The following is a 14,965-nucleotide window of genomic DNA, read 5'->3' as shown; positions in this document are numbered from 1 at the left end:
ACTTCTACGTATATGAGTTTTCATCATAATACCAATCAACTACCTTTGAGGATTACCCTATGAAAAAACGCTTTGCTTCAACCATCTTACTCGCGACTTTTGCTTTGACCGGATGTGCAACGACAGATGGCGCTAATAATACAACTGGTAATGCGATCGGTACGGCAAACGAGATCGGTATGAGTGTCTTTAAGTCAGCCATTGATAACCAGTGCCGTAGCCAAATTGAGAAACAAAGTGCTTGGCGTATTGCTAGCGTTGCTATGACCGAAACGCAACAGGAAGCAGTAAAGAGTAATGTGTGTGGCTGCGTCAGTGAGCAAGCACCGCAGCAAGTAACTCTTGTTGAATTGGGAAATGCTGCCATAGATTCACAGTACCGTACGCAGCTCGTCGCAAAAGTCGTCGCAAAGTCTCTACAAAGCTGCTATGCAAGTTTTACCAAATAAATTGTCAGGTATCTACAGTTAAGTGATACTTAGATTTTAAAATAAAAAAGGGGCATCGTATATGATGCCCCTTTTTGCGATTAAACTTTCTGCTCTGCTAACGTTCTCGTTCCATCTACAATTAACTTATGTCCGAAGGATTGGATAATAAAGAAGTAGAAGGCAATACTCTGTTTCGACGGAAATATTTAGAAGACCCATCAATTACTTTTTCTACTTCTTTGACTAAATCTCCGATAACATCATCATAGACACCATGATGTAACTCAGTTTCAAAAGCAGTAAAGGGATGCTTACGGGTTGCCGAACCAACCTCAGTTATACCATCCTTAGTATAAAAAATATCAACTCGACCATCGCTATTTAACACACAGTTTAGTGACCCGCCTTCCAGCTCCATCTCTACACGCTCAGGCATAAAAATATAATCATCAACATCAATAAGTTTTTTTTCTACTTCTCTTTTAAAAAACGATTTTATATCAAACATAACAATTCCCTAGCTTTTAATTTATATAGTACGTGAGCACGCCTGATTTTATGACTACCATCCAGCAGTTGTTAGCGTGCTTGGTAGATCGTGCTTTATTAATACATCCTATAAGATATGCTGGCGTTTTTTAAGGTGGGATATGTAAAACTGCGTTTGATGTTAGTAAAAACGCGAGAATTCTGTTTCAAGATATTGGAGTTGGCTTAAATACGAAGTATTTTTTTCAGATATTGAACTAAAAAAGGCGAGCTGCAAACCATGCAACTCACCTCTTTAACTATTAAATGCTATCTAGATTAAATGTGCTTTGAGCTCAAGCACTTTATCCCGCGTTTTTGCCGCTTCTTCAAACTTCAAGTCACGCGACATTTGCTGCATTTGCTTCTCAAGCCGCTTAATCTCTTTGGCCAGCAAATCAGGACTGCGCAAAATGTTGATATCCACATCGGGCAGATTGCTCTTGATAGGAATCACTTGATTGTCATTGGCATTCTCGTCATCACCCGTGTCGATTTTATCGGTGATACTGCGACGCGCACCTTTTGGCGTTATATTGTGTTCAAGGTTAAACGCCACTTGTTTTTCACGGCGACGATCCGTCTCATCTATCGCCTTTTGCATACTATTGGTAATGCGATCAGCATAAAGGATGGCTTTACCATTGATGTGACGCGCCGCACGGCCAATGGTCTGAATCAGTGAACGCTCCGAACGCAAAAAGCCTTCTTTATCCGCATCAAATATCGCGACCAATGACACCTCTGGCATATCCAAACCCTCACGCAACAGGTTAATACCGACCAAGACATCATGGACGCCAGTACGTAGCTCATGGATAATCTGCATGCGCTCGACGGTATCGATGTCCGAATGCAAATACGCGACTTTTACATCGTACTCTTTTAGATAGCTGGTTAAATCCTCTGACATACGCTTAGTCAATGTGGTAATCAGTACGCGCTCATCTTTATCGCGGCGCTTGGTAATCTCCGATAGCACATCATCGACTTGAGTAAATACAGGACGTATCTCAATCTCTGGATCAATCAAGCCCGTTGGACGCACAACTTGCTCGACCACTTGTTCACTGTGTTCTAGCTCATACAAAGCTGGCGTGGCACTTACATAGATAGTTTTGGGTTTGATACGCTCCCATTCTTCAAACTTCATTGGACGGTTGTTCATCGCACTTGGCAGGCGAAAGCCATAGTTAACCAAGTTTTCTTTGCGAGATCTATCGCCTTTATACATTGCGCCAATCTGCGAGACGGTCACATGCGACTCATCAAGAAACAGTAGCGCGTCCTCTGGAATATAATCAAATAAGGTCGGCGGTGCTTCTCCTGATGGACGACCTGAGAGATGCTGCGAGTAGTTTTCGATACCATTACAGTAGCCAAGTTGCTGAATCATCTCAAGATCATACTGAGTACGCTCTTTTAGACGCTGCGCTTCAATCAGCTTGTTGTTTTCACGGAAATACTCTAAACGTGGCTCTAGCTCCTCACGAATGGTATGGCTTGCCGCTTCAAGCTTGTTGCGCGGTGTCACATAATGGGATTTTGGATAAATGGTAATACGTGGGACGCTACGCACGGTTTTACCTGTTAAAGGATCAAACCAAGTGATCTTTTCTACTTCATTGTCGAACAGATGCACACGCACTGCTAGCTGCTCAGATTCAGCAGGATAAATATCGAGCAATTCACCCCGCAAGCGATAAGTACCACGACCAAAATCCAACTCATTCCGTGTATATTGCATTTCAACCAAACGCTTAATCGTCGCAGTACGATCGATCTTATCGCCGACGACGATATGTAATAGCATTTTCAAATAGCTTTCAGGATCACCCAAACCATAAATACATGATACCGAAGCGACAATAATTGCATCACGGCGCTCCAACAGTGCACGCGTGGCTGATAAGCGCATCTGGTCAATATGATCATTTATGGCACTGTCTTTTTCGATAAAGGTATCACTGGCCGCAACATACGCCTCAGGCTGATAGTAGTCATAATAACTGACGAAATACTCAACCGCGTTGTTGGGGAAAAACGACTTAAACTCACCATATAGCTGTGCGGCCAAGGTTTTGTTGTGCGCCATGATGATTGTCGGACGCTGGCACTCAGAGATGACTTTGGCCATCGTATATGTCTTACCAGAACCTGTCACACCGAGCAGCAACTGTTCGTCCATCCCAGAATTAATACCTTTAACAAGCTTTTCAATCGCTTGTGGCTGATCCCCTGCTGGCTCGAAGTCTGTCACCATCTCAAAAGCACGACTCGATATTTGCGTCCCTGACGCATTAACACCACTGATTTCAGCTTCACCTTGGAGCTGAGTGGCCAATTGATTTAACTGACGCGATGAGCGCGGTTCAGGCATTCGCATAATGGCTTTCTTCTTATTAATTATTAAGGTTTAGAACAATATGGGGTCTAAATGTAGGTTTTTAAAGAATAATGACTGGCTTTCTTCAGTTATTACTTCCACTAATTCAACCCAATGTATGGACATATCCACGCATTACTTATAGTGCATTTGCGCTAAATAACCATGAAACGGTTATATAAAACGCACACAGTCTGAGCTAAATTTACAAAGCTTTTCATGGTTAACAAACCTATTACACGACCACTTAACAAAGCATAACGCTTGAGGGTTTTATCCTTTGCGTAAGCTGTTATTATTCATACTGAATTAACAAGCAGTAAATCTATATATGTTCATCAAACATAATTAGATAAATATTACGCATAATATTAATAACAACATATTCATTAAAATACGATTTAGTAAAACTAAAATAACGGAGTAAATTATGAGAGAACGTTACGCAAGTGGAATTTCAGACGATACCGCCAAAAAAATGATCGAATTGCTAAATGCAAATTTGGCCAATGTTATCGATCTTACATTAGATGGTAAACAGTGCCATTGGAACCTACAAGGTACTGGCTTTATTGGGGTTCATCAGTTATTAGATGACACAGCAGATCGTATCCGTGAAGTATCAGATACCATTGCTGAACGTATTGTCATTTTGGGCGGTCAACCAAATGGTCTAGCCAGTCGTGTAGCAAAAGACTCTATTTTGGCTGATTATCCAACCGATATTACCGAAGTAGATCAGCATGTCCGTGAAATTACAGATCGTTATAAGCAAGTTGCTGAAACGCTACGTGAAGCTATCGATACTGCGGGTGATGCTGGTGATGAAGATACCGCTGATTTGTTGACTGAAGCCAGCCGTATCATCGATAAAGATGCATGGTTCATTGGTGCAAACGCGCCGAAGAAATAAGGCTTTTATAGTTTTGGCTAATTGTTAGCCTTAGTCTACACAAAGTAAAAAGGTCACTCTAAGGGGTGACCTTTTTTATGTCTATTTGAGAAAACAGCAGTATTTGCCATAAATGCAATTGATAATAACCAAGCTTAGGATAAATCTTTTAACTGTCAGGCAGTACTAAGATTTCGGCATTGGGTATTGATAGGGTTAATATCGCCTCTTGGAACAAAGGATTACCACGGAACTCATTTTCAATGTCTTCAAATTTTTGCGCAAGCTCTTGTTCTTTTTGATTGCCAGCGATGTCTACTGCTGCCACCATAAATATTTTTCTAGGTCCTACCCACTCTAAGTGTAAGTAGGAGACACTATCAATATCTGGATGGTTGAGTAGTTTCTCTAATGCGTAAAAGTGGATGTCCTCTGACACTTTATGACCAACCAAAAAGTCTCGGTTGCGACTGATCAAAAAGATAGCAACCACACCCAATAATAAGCCAACAATGATAGAACCTAAGGCATCCCAAAACGGCTCTCCTGTATAAGCATGCATACCCATCGCTGCGGCAGCGATGATTAACCCAGTCACAGCGGCTAAATCTTCAAAAAATACACCACGCAACGTCGGGTTTGAAGTATTGACTACATAACCGATGGCGCTAATATTAATCGCCTTGCCATGCTTTTTACTCTGTAAATATGCTTGTACGAGCGAAAACCCTTCGAGTAAAAAGGCAACCGCCAATACGATAAAACCAATAGTATAGTTGGTCTCGCTTTCTGCTGCATTCCATTCAGTGATGCCAGTATAAATGGAGACAATAGAGCCCGCCATAAAGACGCCAAAAGCTGCAATCATTGACCAAACATAGGATTCTTTACCGTAGCCTAGCGGATGACTGTCGTCAGCAGGTTTAATCGCCTTTTTTTCGGCAACAATCAATAAAGTGCCGTTCCCTGCATCTGCCCATGAGTGTGCTGACTCCGCTATCATAGACGCAGAGCCCGTCATAAATGCTGCTACCGTCTTTGCAATCGCAATGATAAGATTTGCTCCAACGGCTATTAGTACAGTCGTTAATGAACCGGAGTGTTGATCCTCTTTATCGGTTGCAGGACTAGAGGCACTCTTGGAATCAGCAGGATTATCTATGGACTTGCCAGCACCGCGAGTGCGACTGTTTCGCGGTACTGACTGAATAGAATCAGGACGATGTGAAGGGGGTTCTGATGGTCTGACACTCATGACAGTCTCAATAAAATAGCGAATGGTTGACCACGGTTTTCTAGGAGGTTTTACTTTTAGTAGAACTTACTGAATCCATCCAATGGTTTGAAGGGTCTAAATAGCTTGGAGGCAAGATAGCGTATTCTTACATAAAGTATCAGTGGCTTTTTAGTGAGTGGTTGTTAATTTTATATAGTAAGTCTTACAAGCGTCCTCATTGAACCATGAGCGACTGTGTTATTTACCATGATCTTCTTGATTGTAAGTCAGCTCGCCCACCTTGTTTTTTATATCGCAACTTGGACGATGAGAGCTTTCCATACGCAAATTTTTACGCTCTAGCGCGGCATCAGCGCGGCATTGCTGCATCTCATCTTTAATATTAAGAGGCGGCGCTGCTGTTGGTTTACCATTGTCATCAATAGCCACCATCGTAAAATAACAGCTGTTGGTATGGCGTACTTTACGGGCACGGACGTCTTCTGCTTCGACACGAATACCAATCTCCATAGAGGTATTGCCCACATAATTGACACTGGCAGCAAAAGTCACCAACTCGCCAACATAGATAGGCTCACGGAACATCACTTGATCAACAGATAGCGTCACTACATAGTTGCCACTGTAGCGACTGGCACACGCATAGGCGACCTGATCAAGCATTTTGAGCAAATCTCCACCATGTACATTGCCAATGAAATTCGCCATATCAGGTGTCATTAGTATCGACATGTATAGCTCATGATTTAAAGGGGCTTTCTTGGCAGTTGAGCTGGTATTGTATTGCGGCATAACGTTCCTTACGATTGTCTAAAACTTGTTTATTCTGAATGTCATTTATACAGTAGCGTAAGACATAGCGCAAATTGCCATCTGTCGACTAATGGTCTCGGTTATGTAAATGGATAACTTAACGATGCGACTCTGGTTTAACTCAACCAATGAAAGCGATAAGCCAACCAAGCAACCATAGCACTAACAGACCCTGTCAAAATCCCTCCCCAAGCGAAGTCGACCAATGCTGTATCCAATGTAAAACCTTTGTATAAGGCTAAGCTAGTAAAGTCATACGTGCCATAAGCCATCAGCCCAATTAAACCACCGAGTAAGAAAATATGACCAATTGATGCACTCGCTTTGATTTGTGGATATAAGATTAGTATACATAGTGCCAATACATAGAACATATAAAACACGCCTGCGGCAATCATGTTTGGCTCGTCAGCCAATAAATGACCGATACGCGACTCATAAAAAGCCCCTTTCATGGTCGTGAGCCAAACCGCATCGATACCCAAAAATATGACCACAGCAGCAAGATAGATAAATACATAACCCATAACAAACTCCTTTTAGTTAGATTATTTCAATCACAGCTTACGAAGACATGGTGTGATGTCCGCACGTACAATCACCATCATCATGCATCAAATCGTGAATTAAGTGGCTGCTTTGCGTCTCACTAAGAGAGTCATTAGCCGGCAAATCAGAGAAATGCATCGTATCGATATTATCTGGCTTCACGGCTGTCAATTGCACCACTCCAATCGTCCGCTCCAAAAAACCACCCTCACAATAGCAGAAATAAAAATCCCATAAACGAATAAAGGCGTCGTCATAACCGAGCGCTATTATTTCTTCGCGCTGTGCCATGAATGCTTTGCGCCAATCCCGTAACGTATGCGCATAGTCAAAGCCATAATCGTGCAATTGCTTGATGACCATATCTGTCTGCTCAGCAAATTGCGTATTCAATTCTTGGTTTGAGAGCAGACAACCACCAGGGAAAATGTGTGTCTGGATAAAATCGACTGAATTTACATACTCTTTATAGTTTTGATCATTAAAGGTAATCGCTTGCAGTACCATTAGCCCCGTGGGTTTAAGCAAGCTATTACACTTAGCAAAGAAAGTCGGTAAATATTCGTGCCCGACCGCTTCAATCATTTCAATACTGACCAATTTATCATAGTGGCCTGTCAGCTCACGATAGTCTTGTTTCAGCAGTGTGATTTTATCAGACAGCCCAGCCGCTTCGACTCGGCGCTGTGCCTCATCATACTGAGCGTCTGAGATAGTCGTCGTGGTTATTTGACAACCGTAATGTGTGGCAGCGTAAATAGCAAAACCACCCCAACCAGTGCCGATTTCGATAACGTGATCCTCAGCAGTCAGTTGCAATCGCTGGCAAATAAGCGCCAATTTATGCTGCTGTGCCTCGCTAAGTGGCACCTCAGGTGTGCGATATACCGCTGATGAATACATCATCGTATCGTCCAAAAAACGCTGGTACATGTCGTTACCCAAATCGTAATGTGCCAATATATTGGACTTGGCTCCAGATTTATCATTACTACGTAACTGATGCTTCGCTTTTTCAAATGCCTTGCTCACACCAGCAAAGCGATTCTCCAGTTTGTTCAGTACTGCCAAATTACGCGCCGCCAAGCGAATCAATCCAGTCAAATCATCTGTATCCCACTCACCATTAATATAGCTGTCTGCTAGGGCAATAGAGCCACCAAGTAGCAATTGACGATAAACAGCACAATCATGGATTGTTAAAGTTACTTGTAATGGATGTCGACCGACTGACGAGCTACTCATCGTATCGGTAGACTTGCTACCAAAACGACGTGTATAAGATGACTGCTCGTCAAATGCTTCGATAATAGTTAGGCTACCAAACTGAATATGGGTTAATGCACGAAAGATAAGCTTTCTTGCCAAATGATTGACACCATTACCCACTGGTTGCAAAATAACGCTCTCATTGATTGCTTTATTCATTCGTGCCGTCAATTTCTCTAATGTCGAGATTGGTGCTCGGTCGGTCGGTCGTGCTGGCATCGTGTATTTATCCTTGTCTAAGTGTGCTAAATTTTGATGTTAAATTTGTGACATTTTTTGAAATTTTTACTGCCCAATCGTCCAGCACCCTATTGTTGACCTGCACCCTCTCATGAAAAAGTATCTTTTTGAGTCGTTGCTGTTTGCTGCTGACTGTCGGCCAGCTTTTCATCATAATTGATATAGGGTACTTTTTTTATCGCATAGAGCTTAAACGCATGCCAATAGATACGTGTTAAAGACGTTATATTCATTAATGGATTTTGTCGCAAGCTTTTGCGGATAGAATCATCTGTCATCGGTACACCCGACATTTTTATACCAGTTTTTAATACTTCACCGCGCTCATCACTGATATCAATAGCGATACGAACTTGTAAACCGTTATCTAGCTTGCTCTCCATCTCGTTTTTCGTCGTATTCTTTATAGTCACTTGCCAGCGATATTGCTGGTCGATAGGATTGAAGGGTGACACATGAAAGTTTTTGTCATGACGAAACTCAGTGTCTGTACCATCGAGTAAAAATCCATAGTAATGACGCTTATCCCATGGCGTATTAGAAACCTCAGCCAATAAATGGGTCGGCGTCTGCTGTTTATCAAAACCCACATAAAAATTGACGGGGCTAAAATACAAACCAGCATTCCGGCAAACCAACAGTCCAAGCATATCACCTGTTGGCACGCTACCAGTCTGGTCAGTAAATGCTTGTTGTAGACGATGTTCAAGTGCTTGAAAACTATTCAATCCGTTTTCTTTATTGTTAAGGTTATTCACACCGCTATTTATGCTTAGGCTATTTAAGCTCTGTAAATAATCATCAGGACAAAACTGCTGTAATGCCTTTTTCTTCGCTGAAAATAACGGTAATTTCCCTAAAATTCTACCTTTACCAGAAGTTGCCATCTTGACCTCAGGAAGTGTTTGCCCGGTGGCTAATGAGCTAACATTGACGCCCCAATAGCGATATGGATAGACAAACTTATGCACTTTTGGCAGCAGCCGGCTGTGCCACGTTGTGCCATGGAATAATTGATGCGGTAAGGCGCTATTAGACGAATCATCTTTGACAGGCATAGCACTCTCTTCGTTAGGGTTGCTGCATTTTTATGGCAAAATTATTGTTGTTTACGACGGCCAAATAAGCCGCGTTTTTTATTCAAACTGCTATCCATATGAGCCGTTTGTAATTGCTCAACGTACTCGATAAGCTCCTGATTGGTAGTTGCGGTTGTGACCTGACGGTGATTTAGTGTGCGCAACTTGGTATCTGCTTTGATAGGCAGGTCTTTATAAAGAAATGGTGTATGGGCGCTATCGGCATCTGGCAGATGAGTCGGATCCACACTGTCTTTGATATCGATATGATGCCCGAGTGCTTGACACACTCGCAAACCACTGCGCACCCCATCTTCATGAAAACCATTGAACCAATAAGCCCCGCAGAAATGCGTGTGCAAGCCGCTACCAGAAATACTTGTCCACTTGGTTTGAGTGGCGATCATCGCTTTATCAAAAACTGGATGACTGTAATCAATGCGTTTGATGACTTGTTTTTCATTAATATCTTGATTAAGCGTGACTAAATAATTATGTTTTTTGGTGAGGCGCTGCAAAATATTCATATGATAAGTCAGCACTGGTTTTGCGGGCGACTCCATGTCTTCGGGCTTGGTTTGGACGCTCGCTTTGCCAGTAGACTTCTCGTCTATCAAATAGTTCCAGCTAGCCCATGCCAGTGGTTTTTTGGGTAACACACTGGTATCGGTATGAAGGACAGCGGTATTTTTAGTAAAGCGGAATTGACTCAGCACCTCAGTTTCCTCTGCACTGGCATCTTTTAGAATATTAAGTGAAGTATCAGCGTGACAAGCAAAAATAACTTCATCAAACACAAGACTTTCAGGCTCGCCATTGACACTGCTTTTGTCCTGAATCGTTAACCTCACGTTATCATGATCAACATTACGAGTTACAGACTGCACAGGGCAATTGACCTGTATCTTGCCGCCCGCTTTGACAAAGCGAGTCACCAACTTATTGACATATTGTTTTGAGCCGCCTTTAATCGTGAACCATTGCGGACGATTCACCACATCGAGCAAACCATGGTTGTCGAAAAACTGAGCAAAAAACACCAAGGGAAAATCTTGCACGTCACTCAGACTGGTTGACCAAATAGCAGAGACCATTGGCAACAGATAGTTATCTACAAACAACTTACCGTAGCGTTTCTCAGCGAGATAGCCACCGAGCGTTTGCTCAGTGAAGGCGCTGACATCTTTGCCTTGTGCGCGGGCAGCTTCATAGTCCTGACGTAGCTGCTTGATGTGTTTATTAAACTGTAAGACATCTTTGATAAATTGCCAAAATTTAGGATTGAGAACGTTTTTACGCTGCGATAATAGTGTGTTGAGCGTATGACCATTGTATTCAAAACGACGCGACGTATTCTTTACCGAAAAGCTCATGTCTGTCGTTTGAAACGGCACTTTTAAGTCGTAAAGCAAACGGAAAAAGTTGGGATAGGTGCGTTCATTAAACACAATAAAACCTGTGTCTATCGCACTACTTTCTACTTTGCTACTTTTGGCTTTTTTGCCCTCTTGTAGCGTCACATCGATGGTATTTACATGACCGCCGATATAATCATTGGCCTCAAACACCGTCACGTCATGTTGCGCCACCAGATAATGCGCACAAGTCAGTCCTGACACACCCGAACCGATGATAGCAATACGTTTTTTAGTTTGAGTATTGTCAGAACTTTTTGCACTATTACTATTTTTCTTCGCTGTTGTTTGCTTACTTGCACGCTTGAAGCTGATAAACGGCATACTGGCGTTCCTTTCTATTTTCTTTGGTGGACTATTTTCTTTAATGGACCATGCTTGTGGCAACGATGATGGGTTATTTTTTATTGAGTTTCCCACTAACCTGCTGCCAAACCAAATCTGGCAACGTACCCAGCGCTTTTAACGGCAACGTGAGTTTTTTGGGAAATTCGATCACGTCATGACCACTTTCTATACCATCACGAATGGCCTGACTCGCCTGCTCGGGTGTTTGGATAAATGGCATAGGAAAATCGTTCTGTTTGGTCATTGGGGTTTCGACAAAACCAGGCACGACTAGGCTGACTGAGACATCATGCTCTGCTAAGCTGATCTGTAAAGTTTTCATCAGATAATGAATGGCGGCCTTTGAGCTACCATAGGCTTCCGCACGGGCAAACGGTACGTAAGCAGAGGCTGAGCCAATCCCCACCAAACGACCTTTTGAGGCGATTAGCTTCGGCAATACGCCTTCGATGGCATGTGCTAACGTACCCATGTTCACTGACATGACCTTCATAAATGACGCACTATCAAAGTTTGGCATGTCCAAATATTCACACATACCTGCGCCGCAAATTGCCAAATCAACCTCACTGATTTTGTTAAAAGCTTCTAGCACCTTGTCACGATCCATCAAATCCAACTCAATGGTTTCGGCTCCCAATGATTTGAGCTCAGCTAAGGCGTTATCATCACGACCAACAGCATATACATGATGGCCTTCTAGCAGATAATCTTTTGTTAATTGATAACCAATACCAGAAGTTGCTCCAGTAATGAGGATATGAAGTCTTTTTGAAGAATCTGTCATCGTAAACGTCCTTTTAGTCATTTTTGTAGTGAAAAATCCACAATTTACCCAAGTTTAAGTACCCAATTGTTATTCTTATACCACCTACAATATTAATCGCATTTTATTAAGTTATCATCCATTTTATTTATTAAATCTAAACAATAATAGATTAAAGCGATAGGTTTATTGTTGTGGTTTCGCAATTATTCCTAGACCTAACTCACTTAGCTTGTTTATCCATTACAATAGGATTAAAACCGTTGATGAATCCGTTATTCTCTGTTACCACCTCTATAAGACAGTATAATTGGCGCATGCTACAATGCCAAAAGGAAAAGCGAATATAGTCTCACTAACCCATCCCCACCATAAAAAGGATCTCTTATGAGCGAGTTGCAACTGTCGGACCGCGTCAACAGCATCAAGCCATCACCTACGCTAGCAATTACCAATAAAGCCAAAGAGCTAAAGGCTGCGGGCAAAGATATTATCGGTCTAGGTGCAGGCGAACCAGATTTTGATACACCTGAGCACATTAAAAAAGCGGCAATTGAAGCTATTAATAATGGCTTTACCAAATACACCGCTGTTGATGGTACGCCAGAGCTTAAAAAGGCCATCATTGATAAGTTCAAACGTGACAATGATATTAGCTATGAGCCTAACGAAATCTTAGTATCAGTCGGTGGTAAACAATCATTCTTTAACCTTGCCCAAGCTTTTATCAATCCAGGCGATGAGGTAATCATTCCAGCGCCATATTGGGTCAGCTACCCTGACATGGTAATCATTGCAGAAGGCGTGCCAGTTATTGTTGAATGCCCCGCTGAGCAAGATTTCAAAATCACCGCCGAGCAGTTAGAAGCGGCTATCACTGACAAAACCAAAATGTTGGTATTGAATAGTCCCTCTAACCCAACCGGTATGATTTACACGCTAGATGAGTTAAAAGCCATCGCTGAAGTACTGAAAAAGCACCCACAAGTCTATGTGGCCTCAGACGACATGTACGAGCACATTCGCTGGACGGGTGATAAGTTCTACAATATCTTAAATGCAGCGCCTGAGCTTAAAGACCGTGCAATTATTTTAAACGGTGTCTCTAAAGCCTATGCAATGACAGGCTGGCGTATCGGCTATGCTGGTGGCCCTGCAAAACTGATTGGCGCAATGAAAAAAGTACAATCACAATCAACGTCATGCCCAACCTCTATCAGTCAAGTCGCTGCAGAAGTCGCTATTAGTGGTGACCAAAGCGTACTAGAACCGATGGTAGCGGCATTTGAAAAGCGTTGTGATCTTGTCGTTGATGGTTTGAATGCCATTAAAGGCATTACTTGCCTGCGTCCTGATGGCGCATTTTACGTCTATCCAGAAATCAAGCCACTTATCAAAGCAGCTGGCCTCTCCTCTTGTACAGAATTTTCAGAATGGTTATTAGATAAAGTGGGCGTTGCAGTAGTACCGGGTGACGCATTCGGTCTTGGCGGCTACATGCGTATTTCTTACGCAACTGATGAAGCCACGCTAAAAGATGCTCTATCACGTATCGAAAAAGCAGTTGCTGATTTAGACGTTGCTGAATAACTTCTAACGAGCGATTGGTCTAAAGAGTACTTTGATAAACAAAGGCGCCTCATAAATGATATGAGGCGCCTTTGTCATAAAGGTTTAAGCGACTACTATTTTCCTTTCTAAGGAACCATTCTTTGTCAAAAAATAGTGCACTATGCCATTAAAATAATAATCTTCATGAATTATGCAAAAAAGGCTTGACGTATTTTTTATTTTTGCTAGAATACGCCCCACTTAGTAAGAACTCGTTAGAGACTTCTAAGGCTCGTTGTAAGAAGTGAAACACTTACAGCTTATTCTCCAATAGCTCAGTTGGTAGAGCAACGGACTGTTAATCCGTGTGTCCCTGGTTCGAGCCCAGGTTGGAGAGCCACATTGTAGTTATAAAGTTCTTGAGTCACCTTTGATTCAATTATGGCATTTGCCAAGACCCTCATCACTTTGATGGGGGTTTTTTTATGCCTATTGATTTTACCAATTGAACAAAGCATCTCAATTCGCCTTGAAAAGAAATGCTACTGCAACAATTGGTTTTTTATTTTGGACTAATAATAAGTAGCAGTTAAGGTAAGAAAATTGAAATATGCGCTTGCTCTTTGTTTTCTTGAATCACCTGTCTGTATGCTGAGAGCTGAGTGTCAGAGAAGCTATTTGTAAGCTGCCACATGGTAGCAAATATCGCACTTAATAACACTGCAATGACGGCAAGAATCACCCACAGCGGTGTTTCGCTCGTGAGCGTATGTTTGATTTGATCAGGAATGGCCCAAAATGGCGAGAATTCGTTTTTATTGCCACGCAGATGCTCAATCTCATCACCCAAGCGTGAAATAAGATAGCGGATCTTTTCTGGGGCTTCCAAACGATACTTACCCTGAAACCCAAGTAGCATGGCGTAATGATAAATTTCTAAGGCAGGAAGGCGCTTCTCTCCTTGCTCACGTAAACCATCTAGGCGCTCAAAGAACTCATTACCAGCAATTTGTGAGCCAAACAAGTCTAACTGTAAAGGGTTAAGCTCCCACGCATCTTTTAGCGTCTGAAACTCCGGCTCTTGTGACGTCATGATCGTCTCATCAATCAAGGCACAATAAGCATACTTGGCTTCATGAATATCTTCTGAAAAAAAGCCTTTTTTGCGGGCATTACTCTCAAACTTATCTAAAAAATTATATATATTTTGGCGGAACTGATGCGGCTCGGTACTAAAATAGTGATTGCGTAATAAAAAAACCAAATAAAAACCGTCATACATAATATCAACCAGCGATTGGCTGCTAATACGTTTATCAAGACCATTCGCTGAAACTTTTGAGGCCACCTCACCTGAATCCAATAAGGAAGGTGCAGAACCCATTGAGTTATTCCCAGACATGATTGTTCCTAGTGCTAATTGTTTTAAATATGACTACATATAGGCGATATTGAATAAAA

Annotated in this window: 13 protein-coding genes and 1 tRNA gene; 4 read left to right on the top strand and 10 right to left on the bottom strand. The window is 42.1% G+C overall.

What is annotated here, in order from left to right:
* Nucleotides 1-59: 59 nt before the first annotated feature.
* A complete protein-coding gene (locus ACT3TH_RS08565; protein WP_444755427.1) occupies nucleotides 60-449 on the top strand; it encodes a hypothetical protein in 390 nt (129 codons plus the stop codon).
* 121 nt (nucleotides 450-570) lie between these two features.
* On the opposite strand, the gene ACT3TH_RS08560 is transcribed toward ACT3TH_RS08565, so the two are convergent.
* Entirely contained in the window at nucleotides 571-939 is a 369-nt protein-coding gene (locus ACT3TH_RS08560) for a hypothetical protein (RefSeq protein ID WP_444755426.1), read from the bottom strand.
* Between the two features lie 294 nt (nucleotides 940-1,233).
* The gene (gene uvrB, locus ACT3TH_RS08555) at nucleotides 1,234-3,345 is read right to left on the bottom strand and encodes an excinuclease ABC subunit UvrB (protein ID WP_444755425.1); all 2,112 of its coding nucleotides are present in this window, start codon (nucleotides 3,343-3,345) and stop codon (nucleotides 1,234-1,236) included.
* 430 nt (nucleotides 3,346-3,775) lie between these two features.
* Here uvrB and dps point away from each other — a divergent pair, with 430 nt between their 5' ends.
* Complete coding sequence (dps, locus tag ACT3TH_RS08550; RefSeq protein WP_444755424.1) at nucleotides 3,776-4,258, top strand: DNA starvation/stationary phase protection protein Dps; 483 nt, start codon at nucleotides 3,776-3,778, stop codon at nucleotides 4,256-4,258.
* Between the two features lie 148 nt (nucleotides 4,259-4,406).
* Here dps and ACT3TH_RS08545 read toward each other — a convergent pair whose 3' ends face one another.
* The 7 genes from ACT3TH_RS08545 to ACT3TH_RS08515 form a co-directional block, all read right to left on the bottom strand.
* Nucleotides 4,407-5,492, bottom strand: coding sequence for a cation diffusion facilitator family transporter (locus ACT3TH_RS08545; RefSeq protein WP_444755423.1), 1,086 nt, complete (start codon nucleotides 5,490-5,492; stop codon nucleotides 4,407-4,409).
* Between the two features lie 219 nt (nucleotides 5,493-5,711).
* Nucleotides 5,712-6,266 carry an acyl-CoA thioesterase gene (locus ACT3TH_RS08540; RefSeq protein WP_444755422.1) on the bottom strand — a complete coding sequence of 185 codons (555 nt, stop codon included), beginning with the start codon at nucleotides 6,264-6,266 and terminating at the stop codon, nucleotides 5,712-5,714.
* A gap of 137 nt (nucleotides 6,267-6,403) precedes the next feature.
* Nucleotides 6,404-6,814 (bottom strand): DUF2177 family protein, encoded by a 411-nt coding sequence (locus ACT3TH_RS08535; RefSeq protein ID WP_444755421.1) that lies wholly within the window; start codon nucleotides 6,812-6,814, stop codon nucleotides 6,404-6,406.
* Nucleotides 6,815-6,851: 37 nt separating this feature from the next.
* The gene (locus tag ACT3TH_RS08530; RefSeq protein WP_444755420.1) at nucleotides 6,852-8,324 is read right to left on the bottom strand and encodes a class I SAM-dependent methyltransferase; all 1,473 of its coding nucleotides are present in this window, start codon (nucleotides 8,322-8,324) and stop codon (nucleotides 6,852-6,854) included.
* A 110-nt stretch (nucleotides 8,325-8,434) separates the two neighbouring features.
* The gene (locus tag ACT3TH_RS08525) at nucleotides 8,435-9,403 is read right to left on the bottom strand and encodes a DUF1365 domain-containing protein (RefSeq protein WP_444755419.1); all 969 of its coding nucleotides are present in this window, start codon (nucleotides 9,401-9,403) and stop codon (nucleotides 8,435-8,437) included.
* A 41-nt stretch (nucleotides 9,404-9,444) separates the two neighbouring features.
* Nucleotides 9,445-11,163 (bottom strand): NAD(P)/FAD-dependent oxidoreductase, encoded by a 1,719-nt coding sequence (locus ACT3TH_RS08520; protein WP_444755418.1) that lies wholly within the window; start codon nucleotides 11,161-11,163, stop codon nucleotides 9,445-9,447.
* Nucleotides 11,164-11,236: 73 nt separating this feature from the next.
* Complete coding sequence (locus ACT3TH_RS08515) at nucleotides 11,237-11,974, bottom strand: SDR family NAD(P)-dependent oxidoreductase (RefSeq protein WP_444755417.1); 738 nt, start codon at nucleotides 11,972-11,974, stop codon at nucleotides 11,237-11,239.
* Between the two features lie 366 nt (nucleotides 11,975-12,340).
* Here ACT3TH_RS08515 and ACT3TH_RS08510 point away from each other — a divergent pair, with 366 nt between their 5' ends.
* A complete protein-coding gene (locus tag ACT3TH_RS08510; protein WP_444755416.1) occupies nucleotides 12,341-13,543 on the top strand; it encodes a pyridoxal phosphate-dependent aminotransferase in 1,203 nt (400 codons plus the stop codon).
* Between the two features lie 285 nt (nucleotides 13,544-13,828).
* A tRNA-Asn gene (locus ACT3TH_RS08505) sits at nucleotides 13,829-13,904 on the top strand.
* A gap of 189 nt (nucleotides 13,905-14,093) precedes the next feature.
* On the opposite strand, the gene icmH is transcribed toward ACT3TH_RS08505, so the two are convergent.
* Nucleotides 14,094-14,906, bottom strand: coding sequence for a type IVB secretion system protein IcmH/DotU (icmH, locus tag ACT3TH_RS08500; RefSeq protein WP_444755415.1), 813 nt, complete (start codon nucleotides 14,904-14,906; stop codon nucleotides 14,094-14,096).
* Between the last annotated feature and the right edge of the window lie 59 nt (nucleotides 14,907-14,965).

The organism is Psychrobacter sp. AOP22-C1-C5 (genome assembly GCF_052378885.1).
Lineage (GTDB): Bacteria > Pseudomonadota > Gammaproteobacteria > Pseudomonadales > Moraxellaceae > Psychrobacter.
The sequence above is the reverse complement of the archived record's forward strand: the minus strand, read 5'-3'. Positions and strand labels throughout refer to the sequence as shown.

What these genes read in the sequence shown, in the direction of transcription:
- ACT3TH_RS08565 (WP_444755427.1), top strand. Translation starts at nt 60, where the DNA reads ATGAAAAAACGCTTTGCTTCAACCATCTTACTCGCGACTTTTGCTTTG.
- ACT3TH_RS08560 (WP_444755426.1), bottom strand. Translation starts at nt 939, where the DNA reads ATGTTTGATATAAAATCGTTTTTTAAAAGAGAAGTAGAAAAAAAACTT.
- uvrB (WP_444755425.1), bottom strand. Translation starts at nt 3,345, where the DNA reads ATGCGAATGCCTGAACCGCGCTCATCGCGTCAGTTAAATCAATTGGCC.
- dps (WP_444755424.1), top strand. Translation starts at nt 3,776, where the DNA reads ATGAGAGAACGTTACGCAAGTGGAATTTCAGACGATACCGCCAAAAAA.
- ACT3TH_RS08545 (WP_444755423.1), bottom strand. Translation starts at nt 5,492, where the DNA reads ATGAGTGTCAGACCATCAGAACCCCCTTCACATCGTCCTGATTCTATT.
- ACT3TH_RS08540 (WP_444755422.1), bottom strand. Translation starts at nt 6,266, where the DNA reads ATGCCGCAATACAATACCAGCTCAACTGCCAAGAAAGCCCCTTTAAAT.
- ACT3TH_RS08535 (WP_444755421.1), bottom strand. Translation starts at nt 6,814, where the DNA reads ATGGGTTATGTATTTATCTATCTTGCTGCTGTGGTCATATTTTTGGGT.
- ACT3TH_RS08530 (WP_444755420.1), bottom strand. Translation starts at nt 8,324, where the DNA reads ATGCCAGCACGACCGACCGACCGAGCACCAATCTCGACATTAGAGAAA.
- ACT3TH_RS08525 (WP_444755419.1), bottom strand. Translation starts at nt 9,403, where the DNA reads ATGCCTGTCAAAGATGATTCGTCTAATAGCGCCTTACCGCATCAATTA.
- ACT3TH_RS08520 (WP_444755418.1), bottom strand. Translation starts at nt 11,163, where the DNA reads ATGCCGTTTATCAGCTTCAAGCGTGCAAGTAAGCAAACAACAGCGAAG.
- ACT3TH_RS08515 (WP_444755417.1), bottom strand. Translation starts at nt 11,974, where the DNA reads ATGACAGATTCTTCAAAAAGACTTCATATCCTCATTACTGGAGCAACT.
- ACT3TH_RS08510 (WP_444755416.1), top strand. Translation starts at nt 12,341, where the DNA reads ATGAGCGAGTTGCAACTGTCGGACCGCGTCAACAGCATCAAGCCATCA.
- icmH (WP_444755415.1), bottom strand. Translation starts at nt 14,906, where the DNA reads ATGTCTGGGAATAACTCAATGGGTTCTGCACCTTCCTTATTGGATTCA.